Source organism: Streptomyces sp. NPDC006332 (assembly GCF_040612855.1).
Classification (GTDB): Bacteria; Actinomycetota; Actinomycetes; order Streptomycetales; family Streptomycetaceae; genus Streptomyces.
The window spans coordinates 1-16,423 of sequence record NZ_JBEXRA010000073.1; the positions used below are offsets into that span (position 1 = coordinate 1).

Annotated in this window: 16 protein-coding genes and 3 pseudogenes; 14 read left to right on the forward strand and 5 right to left on the reverse strand. The window is 71.1% G+C overall.

Translation table 11 applies throughout. The features are described from left to right. Positions 1–119: 119 nt before the first annotated feature. From ABZ027_RS38850 to ABZ027_RS38865, 4 genes and pseudogenes are all read right to left on the reverse strand, one after another. On the reverse strand, positions 120–560 hold the full coding sequence (locus tag ABZ027_RS38850) for an SPW repeat protein (protein ID WP_356777002.1): 441 nt from the start codon (positions 558–560) through the stop codon (positions 120–122). Between the two features lie 153 nt (positions 561–713). After that, positions 714–941: pseudogene (locus ABZ027_RS38855) on the reverse strand (zf-HC2 domain-containing protein); the annotation flags it as partial. 188 nt (positions 942–1,129) lie between these two features. Next, entirely contained in the window at positions 1,130–2,503 is a 1,374-nt protein-coding gene (locus ABZ027_RS38860) for a deoxyribodipyrimidine photo-lyase (protein WP_356777004.1), read from the reverse strand. Continuing rightward, positions 2,500–4,026, reverse strand: coding sequence for an SDR family oxidoreductase (locus ABZ027_RS38865; protein WP_356777006.1), 1,527 nt, complete (start codon positions 4,024–4,026; stop codon positions 2,500–2,502). The genes ABZ027_RS38860 and ABZ027_RS38865 overlap by 4 nt, the downstream gene beginning before the upstream one ends. Before the next feature lie 259 nt (positions 4,027–4,285). Here ABZ027_RS38865 and ABZ027_RS38870 point away from each other — a divergent pair, with 259 nt between their 5' ends. The 8 genes and pseudogenes from ABZ027_RS38870 to ABZ027_RS38905 all read left to right on the forward strand — a co-directional run bounded on the left by ABZ027_RS38870 (position 4,286) and on the right by ABZ027_RS38905 (position 8,920). Continuing rightward, positions 4,286–4,453, forward strand: coding sequence for a hypothetical protein (locus ABZ027_RS38870; RefSeq protein ID WP_356777008.1), 168 nt, complete (start codon positions 4,286–4,288; stop codon positions 4,451–4,453). Between the two features lie 247 nt (positions 4,454–4,700). Then, a complete protein-coding gene (locus ABZ027_RS38875) occupies positions 4,701–4,778 on the forward strand; it encodes a putative leader peptide (protein ID WP_356777075.1) in 78 nt (25 codons plus the stop codon). Positions 4,779–5,122: 344 nt separating this feature from the next. Beyond that, positions 5,123–5,677 carry an NADPH-dependent FMN reductase gene (gene ssuE, locus ABZ027_RS38880; RefSeq protein ID WP_356777010.1) on the forward strand — a complete coding sequence of 185 codons (555 nt, stop codon included), beginning with the start codon at positions 5,123–5,125 and terminating at the stop codon, positions 5,675–5,677. 4 nt (positions 5,678–5,681) lie between these two features. Further along, positions 5,682–5,879 carry a hypothetical protein gene (locus ABZ027_RS38885; RefSeq protein ID WP_356777012.1) on the forward strand — a complete coding sequence of 66 codons (198 nt, stop codon included), beginning with the start codon at positions 5,682–5,684 and terminating at the stop codon, positions 5,877–5,879. A 64-nt stretch (positions 5,880–5,943) separates the two neighbouring features. Continuing rightward, positions 5,944–7,086, forward strand: a complete 1,143-nt coding sequence (locus ABZ027_RS38890) for an LLM class flavin-dependent oxidoreductase (RefSeq protein ID WP_356777014.1) — start codon at positions 5,944–5,946, stop codon at positions 7,084–7,086. Positions 7,087–7,205: 119 nt separating this feature from the next. Then, positions 7,206–7,346: pseudogene (locus ABZ027_RS38895) on the forward strand (LysM domain-containing protein); the annotation flags it as partial. A gap of 45 nt (positions 7,347–7,391) precedes the next feature. Further along, a pseudogene (locus ABZ027_RS38900) lies at positions 7,392–7,649 on the forward strand (peptidoglycan-binding protein); the annotation flags it as partial. Between the two features lie 29 nt (positions 7,650–7,678). Continuing rightward, a complete protein-coding gene (locus ABZ027_RS38905) occupies positions 7,679–8,920 on the forward strand; it encodes a hypothetical protein (RefSeq protein ID WP_356777016.1) in 1,242 nt (413 codons plus the stop codon). 22 nt (positions 8,921–8,942) lie between these two features. Here the strand turns inward: ABZ027_RS38905 and ABZ027_RS38910 are convergent, their stop codons facing one another. Then, entirely contained in the window at positions 8,943–9,971 is a 1,029-nt protein-coding gene (locus tag ABZ027_RS38910; RefSeq protein ID WP_356777018.1) for an acyl-CoA dehydrogenase family protein, read from the reverse strand. A 122-nt stretch (positions 9,972–10,093) separates the two neighbouring features. Here ABZ027_RS38910 and ABZ027_RS38915 point away from each other — a divergent pair, with 122 nt between their 5' ends. From ABZ027_RS38915 to ABZ027_RS38940, 6 genes are all read left to right on the forward strand, one after another. After that, a complete protein-coding gene (locus ABZ027_RS38915; RefSeq protein ID WP_356777020.1) occupies positions 10,094–10,450 on the forward strand; it encodes a YciI family protein in 357 nt (118 codons plus the stop codon). Then, the gene (locus tag ABZ027_RS38920) at positions 10,450–11,652 is read left to right on the forward strand and encodes a sigma-70 family RNA polymerase sigma factor (protein ID WP_356777022.1); all 1,203 of its coding nucleotides are present in this window, start codon (positions 10,450–10,452) and stop codon (positions 11,650–11,652) included. The genes ABZ027_RS38915 and ABZ027_RS38920 overlap by 1 nt, the downstream gene beginning before the upstream one ends. Positions 11,653–11,778: 126 nt before the next feature. Continuing rightward, positions 11,779–13,101, forward strand: a complete 1,323-nt coding sequence (locus tag ABZ027_RS38925; protein ID WP_356777024.1) for an aldehyde dehydrogenase family protein — start codon at positions 11,779–11,781, stop codon at positions 13,099–13,101. Between the two features lie 238 nt (positions 13,102–13,339). Further along, positions 13,340–14,575, forward strand: a complete 1,236-nt coding sequence (locus tag ABZ027_RS38930; RefSeq protein WP_356777026.1) for a SpoIIE family protein phosphatase — start codon at positions 13,340–13,342, stop codon at positions 14,573–14,575. 61 nt (positions 14,576–14,636) lie between these two features. Further along, on the forward strand, positions 14,637–15,542 hold the full coding sequence (locus ABZ027_RS38935; protein WP_356777028.1) for an oxidoreductase: 906 nt from the start codon (positions 14,637–14,639) through the stop codon (positions 15,540–15,542). Positions 15,543–15,622: 80 nt separating this feature from the next. Continuing rightward, positions 15,623–16,285, forward strand: coding sequence for a 1,4-alpha-glucan branching protein (locus tag ABZ027_RS38940; protein WP_356777030.1), 663 nt, complete (start codon positions 15,623–15,625; stop codon positions 16,283–16,285). The last annotated feature ends 138 nt before the right edge of the window (positions 16,286–16,423 follow it).

Genomic DNA, 16,423 nt, shown 5'->3' on the forward strand with positions numbered 1-16,423 from the left:
CCCGGTCGTGCCCCGCCGCCCCCCCCCCGCCCCCCGGGCGGCCCCGCCCTCCCCGGCTCGCGCGAGGGGCCCCGCCCCCACGCGCGAGGACAGCCGCAGAAAGGCCGACCCGAGGGGGTCTACGGCCGCGGGGTGCTCCTCGTCGTCGTGGCGATGCACATCAGCCCCAGCACCACGGCGAGGGCGCCGATGACGACGTTGTTCCAGATGACCCCGGCGTCCGGGTTGTCGCCGACGATCCACGGCGAGACGATCATCCACACGCCCAGTGCGCACATGGCCCAGCTCAGGCCGTACATGCGCTCCGGGGCCCGGGTGAAGCCGAGGGCCAGCAGACCGATGGCGATGCCGACGATCAGGTTGTGGGTCACGAGGTCGGGCTGGCTCGTCGTGTAGTGGAGTATCCAGGGGGACACGGCACAGTACAGACCGAGCAGGAACACCGGTCCGTCCACGAGAGCCACATCGCGACCGCCGAGCATGCGGGCGTACCGCTCCCGCATCTCCGAAGCATCAGGATGGGTGGTGATGTCACCCCTGGGGTGCGAGACGTTGGCCATGACTCGTCTCCTTTGACTTGCTGGCCTGACCGCGTCTGGTGCGGTATGCGGTAAACGCCGCGTCATCCCATTCTGCGCTTATTTGGTCCTTATGTGTAGAGGTCAGGGGAGAGAGTGCTCGGCGTCCCCTTCTCCGGCCGCGTGCCCGGCCGCCTCCTGTCGCACCGAGGTGACACGGCGCAGTACCTCCTCCAGGACGACGGGCGGGGGCGGCGCGGACGCGGCGAGGCCGAGCCGGGCCGCGGTGGCGGTGAACCCGGCGACCTGCCGGTGGCAGGCCTCGCAGTCGGCGAGGTGCAGTTCGAACACCTCGCGTTCGTGGGCGTCGAGGGCGTGCAGGGCGTAGGCACCGGTCAGCCCGTGCGGGTCCGCGGTGATCACGCGGTCACCGCCAGCGGCTCGCGCGGCCGAGGCGTGCCCGCGCGGAGGGGAAGGGCGGGCACGGGTCGGCCGAAGTGCACAGGTTCTTTCACCGAGGTCCTTACAGCGGGCGAGCATTACCGGAGGTAATCCGACGCCGGACACCGAGCGGATTGGTCGGGAGTCGAAAACGCGTCCGACTGAGGGCTTCAGTCGCGTCCACGGGCCCGCCTGAAGCGGGCCAGCCCGTCAGCCAGGTCGATGATCGGGTCCGGGTAGTCCAGCGCCGCCCGGTCCGGTCCGGAGAGTTTCCACGGCTGGTGCACCGACGGGCCGGGCACGCCCGCGAGTTCGGTCAGCCAGCGCCGTACGTACGCCCCGTCGGGGTCATGGCGCTTGGCCTGGGTGACGGGGTTGAGGACCCGGTTGGGTCGGGTGTCCGTGCCGGTGCCGGCCACCCACTGCCAGTTGAGCTGGTTGTTGGCGATGTCGCCGTCGACCAGCAGATCGAGGAAGTGCCGGGCGCCGACGCGCCAGTCGACGTAGAGCGTCTTGGTGAGGAAGGAGGCGGTCAGCAGCCGGGCGCGGTTGTGCATCCAGCCCTCGTGGCGCAGTTGGCGCATCGCCGCGTCGATCACCGGGTAGCCGGTGCGGCCCTCCTTCCAGGCCGCCACGTCCTCGTGCGCCGAGCGGTCGGACCGCCAACGGTCGTGTTTCGTGCGGTAGTCGACGGTGGCGGTGTCCGGGCGCGCGGCGAGGACCTGACGGTGGAAGTCCCGCCAGGCCACCTGCCGTACGAAGGCCTCGGCACCCGGGCCCTCGACGCCACGCACCCGATGGACCAGCTCGACGGGGGAGAGGGTGCCGAAGTGCAGATGCGGCGACAGCCGGGAGGTGGCGTCACCGGCGAGGTCGTCGTGCCGGTCCTCGTACTGTTCGACGCCGCGGCGCAGCCATGCCGACAGGCGTTTCCTGCCCTGCCGCTCGCCACCCCGGGCCAGCCCCTCCGACACCCCCGGAACGTCGCTTCGCGCGGGCAGTGGCTCGGAGCCGATGCCGTCCGGGACGTGTACGGCGCCGGGTGCCGCGAGGGTGTCACGCAGCTGCTGACCGGACCAATGCCGGAAGTACGGCGTGAAGACGGCGAAGTGGTCGGAGGACGCCGGTGCGACCGCCCCCGGTACGACGGCCGTGGTCACGGCGTCGTGGACGTGCAGACGACGCCCCGCCGCCTCCAGCGCGAGACGCAACCGCTGCTCGCGTCGGCGCGCGTAACCGCTGACGTCGGCCGCCATGTGGACCTCGTCCGCGGCCGCCTCGACGGCCACTCTGCACACCTCCTCGACGACGTCCCCGGTACGGAGCACGAGCCGGCCGCCCCGCTCGCGCAGACCGGCGTCGAGGTCCCGAAGGCAGTCGGCCAGGAACGCCAGCCGGTTGGCGGCGGCGAAGCCGGCCCGGTCCATGGCCCGGTCACGCACGAACAGGGGGACCACGTGTCGGCCCTCGTCGCCCGCTGCCCGCAGCGGCGGATGGTCGTGCAGCCGCAGATCGGCGGTGAACAGGACGACCGAGACGTTCATGACGCGTGCTCCGCCGACGACGAAGCCCGGGCCGCCGCCCGCGCGATGTTGCGGGCCATGCCGCCGAACACCACCGAGTGGAAGGGCGAGACGCTCCACCAGTAGAGGTGGCCCAGCAGGCCGTGCGGATGGAACAGGGCACGCTGGCGGTAACGCGTGCGGCCCGGGCCCGGGGTGTCGTCGGTCTCGGCGTACATCTCCAGCCAGGCCAGACCCGGCAGCCGCATCTCCGCCCGCAGCCGCAGCAGCCGGCCGGGTTCGATCTCCTCGACCCGCCAGAAGTCCAGCGAGTCCCCCACCCGCAGCCGTGCCGCGTCCCGACGCCCGCGCCGCAGACCGACCCCGCCGAACAGCCGGTCCAGCCATCCCCGCACCGCCCAGGCGAGCGGGAAGGAGTACCAGCCGTTGTCCCCGCCGATGCCCTCGATCACCCGCCACAGGGCGTCCCGGGAGGCGTCCACGGTCAGTTCCCGCCGGTCCGTGTACAGGCTGCCGCCGGCCCAGTCGGGGTCCGTCGGCAGTGGATCGCTCGGCGTGCCCGGAACCGACGCGGACGACCACCGGGTGGCCACCTCGGCGCCTTGGACACGCCGCAGGGCCAGCCGTACGGCCTCGTCGAAGCCGACGGGGTGCCCGGGCGGACCGGGTACGTACCGCTCGATGTCGTGTTCGTGGCAGACCACTTCGTGGCGCAGCGACTCGGTCAGCGGCCGCGCGATCCCCGCAGGCACGGGGGTCACCAGTCCGACCCAGAGGCTGGAGAGGCCTGGGGTGAGGACGGGTACGGGGACGATCACGCGACGCGGCAGCCCGGCGATGGAGGCGTACCTGGTCATCATGTCCCGGTAGGTCAGGATGTCCGGCCCGCCGATGTCGAAGGCCCGGTTCACCTCGCCCGGCATGCGCGCGCTGCCGACCAGCGCGCGCAGCACGTCCCGTACGGCGACCGGCTGGATCCGGGTGCGCACCCAGCTCGGCGTCACCATCACGGGCAGCCGTTCGGTGAGGTGACGCAGCATCTCGAAGGACGCCGAGCCCGAGCCGATGACCACGGCGGCCCGCAGCACGGTCGTCGGGACGCCCGAGTCCAGCAGGACGCGGCCCACCTCGGCGCGGGAGCGCAGATGCGGGGACAGCTCCCGCTCGGGCACACCGGCCGGCGTGAGGCCACCGAGGTAGACGATGCGCCGTACCCCGGCGGCCCGGGCCTGTTCGCCGAAGACGCGTGCCGCCGCCCGGTCGGTCTCCTCGAAGCCGCGGCCGGTGCCCAGCGCGTGCACCAGGTAGTAGGCGACGTCGATGTCCCGCAGCGCGTCCGCGACCGACGCGGCGTCGGTGACGTCACCGCGTACCGCCTCCACACGGTCCGCCCACGGATGGTCGCGCAGTTTCCCGGGGGAGCGGGCCAGGCAGCGCACCCGGTGCCCCTCGGCGAGCAGTGCCGGAACGAGCCGCCCACCGATGTACCCCGTGGCTCCGGTCACCAGACAGCGCAGCCCCGGTCCGGAGTCGTCCGTGCTCATCAGGCCTCGTTCCCTCGGTTTGGGTAACTCCCGCGATCTCGTCGCCCTCTGGGGCTCCCCCTCAGGGCTCTCCCACTGCCCTCCTTCACTGATCCTTTCCACGGACGGACCGGACCAGATGCGGCTGTTCGAGGTGGATTCGGCGGAGGTATCGGGTCCGGTTGCCGCAGCGGCACATGTCCGGTCCGTTCGCGGGCAGGCGGAACGTACGAGAGTTGACATACGGAGAGCCGAAAGGCGAGCTGGAGGTGCTGCCGCTATGGGCGCGAAGGTGTTGGAGCGGTTTCCTGCGGGTGCTCCGCGCGGATCGTGGCCGGCGGAGGAGTACGCGGCGGCACGCCGCGCCGAGGGCGAACCGGCGCAGGTGGTCATGGACCTGAAGTCGGACGCGTTCCTCGTAGTGGTCCCGGCGCGCGACGAGGACTGACCCGTCCGGCCCAACAGGTGGGCGCTCAGCGGTCGCTGAGTGTCCCGCCCGGCTCCGGGGCCCTGCACCTCCGTTGCCGTGCATTCCAGTTGTTCCGTACGCACGGCAGCAGAATTCGTGGGGTGCGACGGCCCGTTCCAGGGTTTCCCTGTCACACCTTCGTGGAATTCAATGGTCCGCGATACGAGACCGGTCGGGTTCTCCTTGACGGTTCTCCGGGCCGACTGCGACCATTGACGACATGAACATGCGACTGGACCTCACGCGGCGACGCCACGTCGACCTCGCGCGCGTCTCCAGCGCCTCCTGTTGCGTCGCGGCCTGATCCGCCGCCGCCCCTCTTCCGCGCCCGCACCGTCACCCTGACCCGGGACGGGAACCGGCCGCGTTCTTCCCTTCACCGCCTGAATTCAGCGACCGCCGCCCTCTTTTCAGAGGCCTGTCGTGCCCTTTTCGATTCGGCGTCCTCGAAATAACCCCCAGCATTCCGTAACAGGAGTTCCGCATGCCCGCAGCCTCATCGCCCGGGTGCTGCCGCTCGTGCGAGCTTGAGGCCCCACTCCCCGACACCGAGGCATCACGAGCCGGTGTCCGCCGCCCCCACGCCTGACCGCTTCCTCTGGGGCACCTCGTCCGCGAAGGCGCCCCTCCTCCCCGAAAAGAGGGCCCATGGCCACCGTCCTGTCCGTCTCCGGCAGCCCCTCCGCCTCGTCCCGAACCGGCAAGCTGCTGCGTCACCTCGACACTCACCTCGCCGGGCAGGGACACGAGGTGATCCCGCTGGACGTCCGCACCATCCCGGCCGAGGCGCTGCTCGGCGCCGATTTCCGGCACCCGGCGATAGTCGAGGCCACCGAGCTCTTCGAGCGCGCCGACGGGGTCGTCATCGGCACCCCCGTCTACAAGGCGGCCTACTCCGGTGTCCTCAAGGCGCTCCTCGACCTGCTCCCGCAGTACGCCCTGGCCGGCAAGACCGTCCTACCGCTGGCCACCGGGGGCACCACCGCCCATGTCCTGGCCATCGACTACGCCCTGCGCCCGGTGCTCAGCTCCATGGGCGCGGCGCACATCGTGCAGGGCTGGTTCACCCTCGACAAGGACATCACCGCACACGAGGACGGCTCCCTCACCGTCGCCCCGACCACGTCCGAGGCCCTCACTCAGGTGCTCGACCAGTTCTCGACGGCCCTGGGTCCGGTCCCCCTGCTGGCCGCTGCGGGCTGACACCGTGACCCCGAAAGTCATCGCCGACGACGCCGACGCCCTGACGGTGGGCAGGGCCCTCACCGACGAGTTCGTCCCGCGCGGTGACCGCCGTGAAGGCGTACGCCGCGCGGACCGCAGTGGAGGTCGCGAGCGTCCTGTTCGGAGTGTTCGGCATCCGCTCAGCGCTCAACTCCCCGCATCCGCACCGGCACTGGCCTGACGCCCGCACCCGCCCCGCCACGGCCTCCTCTCACCTTCTCCCCCCTCCCCGAAACGGAGACCCCGTGTCCCTCACGTTCCACTGGTTCCTGCCCACCAACGGCGACAGCCGGCATGTCGTCGGCGGCGGCCACGGCACACCGGCCACCGAGTCCGGACGGGACCGGCCGCCGACGGTCGCCTACCTGAGCCAGATCGCCCGCGCCGCTGAGGACCTGGGCTTCGTGGGCGCGCTCACGCCCACCGGCGCCTGGTGCGAGGACGCGTGGCTGACCACCGCGATGGTCGCCCAGCAGAGCGAACGCCTGAAGTTCCTGGTCGCCTTCCGGCCCGGCTTCGTCTCGCCGACGCTCGCCGCGCAGATGGCGTCCACCTTCCAGCGGCAGACCGGCGGACGGCTCCTGCTGAACGTCGTCACCGGCGGCGAGAGCCACGAGCAGCGCGCCTACGGCGACTTCCTGGACAAGGACGACCGGTACCGGCGTACCGGTGAATTCCTGCAGATCGTACGGGAGTTGTGGGAGGGCAAGACCGTAGACCTGCACGGTGAGCATCTGCAGGTCGAGGACGCGAAGCTGGCGCGGGTGCCGGACCCCGTCCCCGAGGTGTACTTCGGCGGGTCCTCGCCGATCGCCGGTGAGGTCGCCGCGAAGTACGTCGACGTCTACCTCACCTGGGGCGAGCCGCCGGCCCAGGTCGCCGAGAAGATCGCCTGGATCAGGGGGCTCGCGGCGAAGGAAGGCCGGACGGTGCGGTTCGGTATCCGGCTGCACGTCATCACCCGGGACACCTCCGAAGAGGCCTGGGCCACGGCGCATCGGCTGCTCGACGGGTTCGACGCGCAGACCGTGAAGTCCGTCCAGGCCGGGCTCGCGCGCAGCGAGTCCCATGGGCAGCAGCGGATGCTCGCGCTGCACGGCGGCAGCCGGGACGGACTGGAGATCCACCCCAACCTGTGGGCCGGTATCGGACTGGTGCGCGGGGGCGCGGGGACCGCCCTGGTGGGCAGCCACGAGGAGGTCGCCGAGCGGATCAAGGAGTATGCGGCGCTCGGCATCGAGGAGTTCGTGCTGTCCGGGTATCCCCATCTCGAGGAGGCCTACTGGTTCGGCGAAGGGGTGTTGCCGCGGCTGGCCGCACAAGGCGTGTGGCGGCATCCGTTCCGTACCCGGAACGTCCCCTCGGCCCAGGTGCCCTTCGCGAGTTGAATGAGTGCCGAGGCTCACCCGGCGCCGAATTCAATGAATATTCAACTGGCCTGTGTGCGCGGGGAATCCGACTGTTTCCCCGAGTCGAACTATTCCCGATACGTCCCTAGCATGGACGTATGAACGGCACACCTGAGTTCTACGTGGTAAGGGAGGGCGACACGCTCTCCGACATCGCGGCCAGGCACCATGTGTCGCTGGCCCAGATCCTGCAGTGGAATCCGCAGATAAAAAACAAGAACCTCATACACCCGAACGACCGGATTCGTGTGGTTGCGCCGCACGGAGGGAACGGCGGCCAGGACGAACCCTTCCCGGGCAAGGACTTCTTCAGGCCGTCCGTGAGCAGCCCGATCATCGAGGCCATGGGTTGGCGCCTCGTCGAGGAGGGATGCTCGGCGTATCTCGACGAGCCCGACTTCCAGTGGAGCGAGGCGGACCGCAAGTCCTATGCCAAGTTCCAACGGAAACTGGGCTTCACCGGCAGCGACGCCGACGGAATTCCGGGGCGGGTTTCGTGGGAGAGACTTCATGTGCCCGCTCTCCACATGAGTGGTGAATAGCCCGCCCGGGGCATCAAGGGAGATTGGCAATGGCCACTTCCGTGGCTGCCCGTGAAAGCACGTGGGCCCGTACACGCCGACGACTCGAGGCCGGGCTGCGTTCCCGGCCCCCGCGGTCGCCCTGGCGGGCACGGGCCAAAGCCCGTATCGCCTATCTCGAAGTCCAGTTGAGCCGCGAGAAGGCCAGGCCGCTCACGGACGACCGCAAGGCCCTCCTCGCCGGGACAGCAGCCCATCTCGGCAAGGCCGCCTCGGCGGCGGACGAGACGTTCGGCTGGCGGCGGCTGTGGTCGGGTTCGACCGCGGAGGAAGGCGTCTGGTCGAACCTGCGCAGCGCCGACGTGCTGCTCTTCCAGCTGGCCTCCGAGGCGCAGGCCGCCGGCCGCGTCGGAGAAATCATGACGTTGGTCAAACGCCATCTGGACAAGGACGATCCCCAGCGCGTCGGGCTCGCCCTGCGGATCCGTCACCTCGTCTCCGGCCAGTTGACGCGCGCCGACCGGGAGCTGCTGGCCCGGGCACTCGACAGCGCGTACACCGCGCTGGACGCGGAACTGGCCCGGGTGCGGAGCTTGCGCAACATCCTCTGGACGGCCACGTTCGTCGTCCTGCTCGGCGTGGCAGGCCTCGCCCTCTACGGCTGGTTCTTCCCCCGATCGCTCAGCCTGTGCTTCGCGCCCAAGCTCGGCTCCGGCGGCGCCGGCGGCATGGACATCGTCTGCCCCAGCAAGGAGTACGGCAACAAACCCGCAGGCAGCGTTGCCAGCAGTTTCGCCCAGTCGAGGGACATCCTCACCGTCGAGATCGCCGGGCTGGCCGGCGCGGCGTTCACCGTCATCGCCTCGTTGCGCCACATCCGGGGCACCAGCGCCCCCTACAAGCTGCCCCTGGCGTCGGCGGTACTGAAATTCCCGACCGGCGCCCTGTCCGCCTTCCTCGGGGTACTGCTGATCAGGGGCGCCTTCGTCCCCGGGTTCAGCGACCTGGACAACAGAGCGCAGATCCTCGCCTGGGCCGCGGTCTTCGGCGCCGCGCAGCACCTGGTTACCCGACTGGTGGACGACCGCGCACAGATGACGCTGTCGGAGGTGGGCAGACCGACTGACTCGGTCGTCGATCCGGAGAGCGCCGCCGTCATGGAGGGCAGCGTGCGCGAGGAGGCCTGGACGAAAGGGGCACCGGCCGTCCAGGACGGAGACGGCGAAGGACCCCACAAGCGCCCGGTCAAAACGGGTCCGGCGGAACAACCGGAAGGGCCCGCCGCGCGGTGAACCGGGGCCGCGCCGGCCGGCATCAGCCGGTCAGCGCGTGGAGGTGAGCCGTGCGTGACTCCCGCGTCTGACCCTGCACCAACAGGAACAGCGCCTCCCGGGCCAGGCGTTGGGCCCGGTTCGTCAGCAGCATCGAGCGACCTCCCACACTCACCACCGCTGCCGTGGTGGCCGTCCGCAACACCTCGTACGCCTGCGTCTTGAGCGCGAGGCGTTCCGGGACGCGCTCATCGGGCGCCGCGTGGGCGGCCAAGGCGTAGGCACGGCCGCGCACCTCGCTCAGCCGGGCGCGCAGCGGGACCGCCGTCTCCTCGTCCACCAGGGACAGGGCCGCCTCCGCGACGCCGAAGACCGCCGGGTTGGCGTTCACCGTCCTGAGACGGTCCGCCGCCGCCCAGCGGTCGTACGGCATACGCACGGCCACCGCCTCCTCCGGCAGCCACAGGCCGTCCAGCTCCAGCGACACCGTGCGCGACGCGGAGAGGGCCGCAAGCCGCATCGGCTCCGATGCCCGCAGTCCCGGCTGCTCCCTCGCCTCCGTGAACGCGAACAGGGCCTCGTCGGTGTCGCTCACCCCGGCGAGCAGCATGACGTCGTTCAGACCCCACCCCGTGTACCAGGGCACCGAACCGTCGAACCGCCAGCCGCCCCGGTCCCGGGCGACCCGGACCGGAACGCGCGGGTGGGCCCGCAGGTGGGCGTACGCCACCCCGGACAGCAGCTCGCCGCTCGCCAGCCGGGACAGCAGGCGCTCGCGCACAGGGCCCTCGCTTGTCGCGAGCGTCTGGACCGGCGTGTGGTGCTGGGTCTGCACGAACCAGGTCGAGCAGCACGCCCCGGCCAGGATCTCCGCCGTCCGGTGGGCCACGGAAACGGGCGCCGCCGCACCGCCGTACTCCCGGGGCGCGCTCACCCCGAGGAGACCCGACCGTTTGACCTCCTCGATGTGGCTCGCGGGCACACCCTCCCGGTCGACCCGTTCGGCGTGGGGTACCAGGAGGCCGTCAGCGAGGCTGCGGGCACGGATGACGAGCGGGTGCGGTGCGTTCATGGAGAGGATTCTTCCGGTGGGGTGGAAAAAGATTCCTCCGATGGCACCGCACGCGGTGTCGATCCTGAGGTGTCGCGTTCGTGTAGGAGGTGAGAGCACCACACGACGCCAAGGAGGATGTCATGCAGTACTACCTGCTGAGCGTGATCACACCGACCGAGGGCACGCCGCCCGGGCCCGAGGCCATGGCGGAGATCGTCCGCAACCTCGACACCTTCCACGCGGAGCTGCGCGAGGCCGGGGCATGGGTCTTCGCCGGCGGACTGCACGGCCCCGAGACGGCCACCGTGCTGCGGCCCGCGGACGGCGACGTACTGATCACCGACGGGCCGTATGCCGAGGGCAAGGAGTACCTGGGCGGCATCTGCCTGATCAAGGCGGCCGACCTGGACGCGGCCCTGGAATGGGGCAAGAGGGCGACCTGGGCCACCACCCTGCCCATCGAGGTGCGCCCGTTCATGCACCAGGCGGACGGCTGATGCCGCACCCCGCCGGCCCTGACGTCGAGGCCGTCTTCCGTGCGGAGTACGGCCGCGCGGTCTCCGTCCTGGTCCGCTTCCTCGGCGACATCGACCTCGCCGAGGAAGCGGTCCAGGAGGCCTTCACCACGGCCGTGCGGCGCTGGCCGGAGACCGGGGTGCCGCCGAGCCCGGCCGGATGGATCATCACCACCGCCCGCAACCGTGCCGTCGACCGGCTGCGCCGGGAGGCACGCCGCGACGAACGCCACGCCGAGGCGGCCCTGCTGTACGCCGGCGACCCGCCGCCCGAGGAGGGCCCCGTGCGCGACGACCGGCTCCGTCTGATCTTCACCTGCTGCCACCCCGCGCTCGCCCCGCAGTCGCGGGTCGCCCTCACGCTGCGCCTGCTCGGCGGGCTCACCACCGGGCAGATCGCGCGGGCTTTCCTGGTGCCCGAGCCGACCATGGCGCAGCGGCTCGTCCGGGCCAAGGCGAAGATCCGCGACGCGCGGATCCCCTACCGGGTGCCGCGCGACGCCGACCTCCCGGACCGCCTCAAGGGCGTCCTCGCCGTGATCTACCTGATCTTCAACGAGGGGTACGGCGGCTCGGCCGAGCTGTGCGCGGAAGCCGTCCGCCTCGGCCGGCTGCTGAGCGAACTCATGCCGGACGAGCCCGAGGCCACCGGGCTGCTCGCGCTGATGCTGCTCGTCGAGTCCAGGCGAGCAGCCCGGCAGAACGAGGACGGCCGGCTCGTGCCGCTGCCCGAGCAGGACCGCGGCCTGTGGGACCGCGAACTGATCACCGAGGGCCAGTCGCTCGTCCGCCGTTGCCTGCGCCGCGACCAGCCCGGGCCCTACCAGATCCAGGCCGCCGTGCAGGCCGTCCACAGCGACGCCGCGAGCCCCGACGCCACCGACTGGGCACAGATCCTTCAGCTCTACGACCAGCTCATGGCCCTCGCGCCCAGCCCGGTGGTGGCGCTGAACCGGGCGGTCGCCGTCGCCGAGACCGTCGGTGCGGGGGCGGCCCTCGATCTCGTGGACACGCTGGACCTCGACGGCTATCACGTCTTCCACGCGGTCCGCGCCGAGTTGCTGCGCCGCCTGGGCCGTACCGTGCAGGCCGCGCGAGCGTACGAGTCCGCCGCCCGGCTGGCCGACAACCCGGCGGAACGCGCCTACCTGGAGCACCGGCGACGCGCACTGGGCCCATCGTGAGCCGACACACACGCAAAGCGTGCCCAGGCCCTGGAATGTGCGGGGACGTATGAAAGGTTGGCATATACATCCGACTGTTGAGATCCCTGTCGCCGACGACAGGTCCGCGCACCCCAGCGAGGCACCGTGAACGACCGCATACCCGAGCAGCCCGCCGACATCGTGGCCCGGCTGCGCGCCACCTTCCGCACCGGCCGCACCAAGCCCGTCGCCTGGCGCACTGACCAGCTCACCCGCCTGCGCGCGATGCTCACGGAGAACGGCGCCGACCTCGCCGCCGCCCTCCACGCCGACCTGGGCAAGAGCGCCACCGAGGCGTACCGCACCGAGATCGACTTCACCGTCCGGGAGATCGACCACACCCTCGACCACCTCACCGACTGGCTGCGCCCCGAGTCCGCCCCGGTCCCGGCGTACCTCGGTGACGACGCCAGCGCCTGGACGCGCTACGACCCTCTCGGCGTCGTCCTCGTCATCGCGCCCTGGAACTACCCGGCCCAGCTCCTGCTCGCCCCCGTGGTCGGCGCCCTCGCCGCGGGCAACGCCGTGGTCGCCAAGCCGAGCGAGCTCGCTCCCGCCACGTCCGCCGCGCTGGCCCGGCTGCTGCCCGCCCACCTGGACACCGACGCGGTCGCCGTCGTCGAGGGTGGCATCCCCGAGACGACGGCCCTGCTGGCCGAGCGCTTCGACCACATCTTCTACACCGGCAACGGCACCGTCGGCCGGGTCGTGATGCGCGCCGCCGCCGAGCACCTCACGCCGGTCGCACTGGAACTGGGCGGCAAGTCCCCGGCGTTCGTCGACCGCGACACGGACCTCGACGTGGTCGCCGACCGGCTGGCCCGCGGGAAGTTCCTCAACGCCGGACAGACCTGTGTGGCCCCCGACTACGTCCTGACCGACCCGCAGACCGCGGCCGCCCTCGAGCCCGCTCTGGTCCGCGCCGTCGAGTCGCTGTACGGAACCGACCCGGCGGCGTCCGGCGAGTACGGCCGTATCGTCAACGAACGCCACTTCGACCGGCTGACCGGACTGCTCGACTCGGGCCGGGTGGTGGTGGGCGGAGACAGCGACCGTACGGCCAAGTACATCGCGCCCACCGTCCTCGCCGACGTCGACCCGAAGTCGCCCGTCATGGGGGAGGAGATCTTCGGCCCGATCCTGCCGATCGTCACGGTCCCCGGCCTGTCCGAGGCGATCGACTTCATCAACGACCGGGACAAGCCGCTCGCCCTGTACGTCTTCACGGAGGCAGAGCAGACGCGGCGCCGGATCGCCGACGAGACCTCCTCGGGCGGACTCGGCTACGGCCTCCCGCTGGCCCACCTCACCGTCTCCGACCTGCCCTTCGGCGGGGTGGGGGAGAGCGGCATGGGCAGCTACCACGGCCGCTACTCCATCGAGACGTTCAGCCACCGCAAGGCGGTCCTCGAGAAGCCGCTGAGCTGAGCCGCGGACCCCACGGGCGGCCGTCGGTCGCCGGCAGCAGGCGGCCGGCCTGCGCCCTTGTCCCCGGGGCGGCTGCGGCCGGCCCGGGGTACGCGCCTCAGGCTGCCGCCGCTTCGAAGATCAACCATGGGCGGTGTCCGGGCTCATCTCGGCGGCACACGTCATGCGCCCGGCCGCCGGATCACCGGTAGATTGGAAGTCCAGGCATTCGCGCTCGCACGCTACGGAGGGCGCGTGAATGACAGCGGACATCGATTTCACCGCGTTCTTCGACGCCACACCAAGCCCGTACCTGATGATGGACAAGGACCTGGTGATCCGCTACATCAACACGGCATACCTGCAGACCACCGGCCTGCCCAGAGATCAGCTGGTCGGCAGGTACTTCTTCGACGCCCTGCCGGGAAGCGGCACCCCCGACGACGCACAGGCGCACCTGAAAGCGTCACTGCGCCGGGTCCTCGACACCGGCAACGCGGACACCTTGGTGCTGCAGCGGTACGACATCCCCGCCCTCGACCGGCCCGGCGGGTTCGAGGAGCGGTGGTGGTCCGACATCCACACCCCGATTCCGGGACCTGACGGCGAGGTGAAATGGATCGTCCAGCGAGCCGAGGACGTCACGGCCTTCGTCCACTCACACCGGGCACAACAGCTCGCCGAGGAGTTCACTGATGGGGAGAAGGGCATGGCAGCCGAGCTGTACGCGCGGGCCCGCGAGCTGCACCGGCTGAACCAGCAGCTGCGCCAGGCCCACGCCCGCGAGCGGCAGGTCGCCGTCGCCCTCCAGGAAGCCATGCTGATCGCCCCCGACCTCCACCACCACACCGACAGCATCACCGTGCGCTACCTGCCGGCGACCAGATCAATGAACGTGTGCGGTGACTGGTACGACGTCGTCGACCTGACACCCGAGCGCTACGCGGCAGCGGTCGGAGACGTCGTCGGCCACGGCCTGCAAGCCGCCGCCATCATGGGGATGCTCCGCAGCGCCCTCAGCGCGGCCATCCGTGCCATTCCCAGCCCCGCCCAGGCCCTGGAGGTTCTCGGCCTGTACGCCCGCTCCCTGGACGGCGCGACGGCCGCGACCGCGGTCAAGGTCCTCATCGACACCCGCAGCAGACTGATCATCTACAGCAACGCCGGACATCCGCCGCCCGTCCTGCTCCACGGCGACGGCACCTTCGAACTGCTGGACCAGGCGACCGATCCGCCGCTCGGCGCCCGCCCGCACCACGTCCCCCGCCCCCAGGCCGGCCTGTCCTACACCCCAGGGGACACCCTCGTGATGTACACCGACGGCCTCATCGAGCGCCGCGACGAGGACATCGACGTCAGCCTGGCCCGCCTGACCACAGCCCTGGCCAAGGACAGCACTCTCACCCCCGACCAGCTGGCCGACGCGCTGCTGGACCGCCTCGACGTCGCCGGGGGCGCCGAGGACGACATCGCCCTCATCGTCATCCGCCTGTGACCCCGCCCGGGCATTCGGAATCATGTTCGGCAGTAGTACGGGCGTATGTCAGAATCCGTCGATGACCTCCGAAACGATCACGGCGGACGCCGCGGGAACCTGGCAGCTCGGTGATCTGACCGTGAATCGTGTCGGCTTCGGCGCGATGCGGTTGACGGGCAGCGCCGCCTTTCACCTGGGCGCGCCGAGCGACCGGCAGCGGTCGATCTCCGTGGTGCGCAAGGCGGTCGAACTCGGTGTGAACCACATCGACACCGCCGCCTTCTACTTCTCCACGCTGCGCTCGGCCAACGAGATCATCAACAGCGCGCTGTCGCCGTACCCCGACGACCTGGTCATCGTCACCAAGGTCGGCCCGTTCCGGAACTACTCGGGGCAGTGGGCCACTTCGGCCCGCCCCGAAGACCTGCGCGGCCATGTCGAGGAGAACCTGCGCCAGCTCGGACGCGACCACCTGGACGTCGTCAACCTCCGCCGCATGCGGCAGGACTCCATCGCCGAACACTTCGGCGCCCTCGCCGAACTGCGCGAGGAGGGCCTGATCAGGCACCTCGGCATATCCGACGTGGAGCCCCGCCACCTCGCCGAGGCGCAGGCCATCGCCCCCGTGGTGTGCGTGCAGAACCAGTTCGGACTCGACTCGTACGACCCGTCCACCGAGGAACTCCTGCGCATCTGCGGCGAACAGGGCATCGCCTTCGTGCCGTTCTACGCCGTCGCCGGCGACCGGGGCCCCCGGCCCGCCGCCACCACGCACGACGACGCGGTCCTCGCCGTCGCGCGGGCCCACGGCGCGACACCCACCCAGGTCCGGCTCGCCTGGACCCTGCGACAGGGCCCGCACGTCCTGGCCATCCCCGGCACCGGCAACCCCGACCACCTCGCGGAGAACGTGGCCGCGGGCGCTCTTTGTCTCACCGACGAGGAGGCGGCCACGCTCGACGTGCTGCACCGGAAGGGCGATTGAGCCAAGGCCGCCCCGAACGCGCCCTCGCTTCCCACGTAGTGCATGTCCCGCATCCGACCAACGGAAAGAGAGCCCGCTCCATGGCCGTCATCCACCGCACCACGCTCAAGCCGACCAAGCTCGAACTGCTGACGGCCTGGCTGCCCACCCGGCCCTGGTACGCCGGTGGTCCGGGCGAACCCCGGCTGTCCAAGGCGGGCGGCTTCCGACTGGACGATCCGCAGGGCGAGGTCGGCATCGAGTTCATGGTGGCGACCGACACCTCCGGCACCCGTCCGGCCGCCTACCTGGTACCGCTCACCTATCGAAGCGCCCCGCTCCAGGGGGCCGAGCACGCCCTCGTCGGCACGATGGAACACGGCGTGCTGGGGCCCCGCTGGGCCTACGACGGCTGCCACGACCCGGTGCTGGTCGCCCAGTTGCTCGCCTTCGTCGAGGGCGGCGTCCAGGCCCAGGCCCAGAGCCTCACCGACGCCCCTGACCCGGACATCACCCACTCCTGCACGCAGGACGGTCCGCTGCCCTCCGCCGCCCTCACCGTGGCCGACGACGAAGAGGGCACCGACCTGTCCCTCCCGCAGGGGGCGAGCCTGCGTCTGCACCGCGTCCTGCGGCCCGCTCCGGAGGGCGAGCTGTCCCTCCCGCCGGGCGCGATCGGCCATGTCGCGGGCCCGTGGCGCACACCGGACGACGCGGAGACCGAGTCGCTGTTCGCCGTTCTGTACCCCGGCTCCGCGACCTAGGACGGCCCAGGGCGGCACGGCGGCGCTCACCGGCGGTCCGCCGCCGCCAGCTACAGCACGAAACCGCCGCTCGTGCGGAAGCCCTGACTGGCGCGCCCGAGGTTTTACGTATAACCTCCCCGTCGATCACCCGCTCCG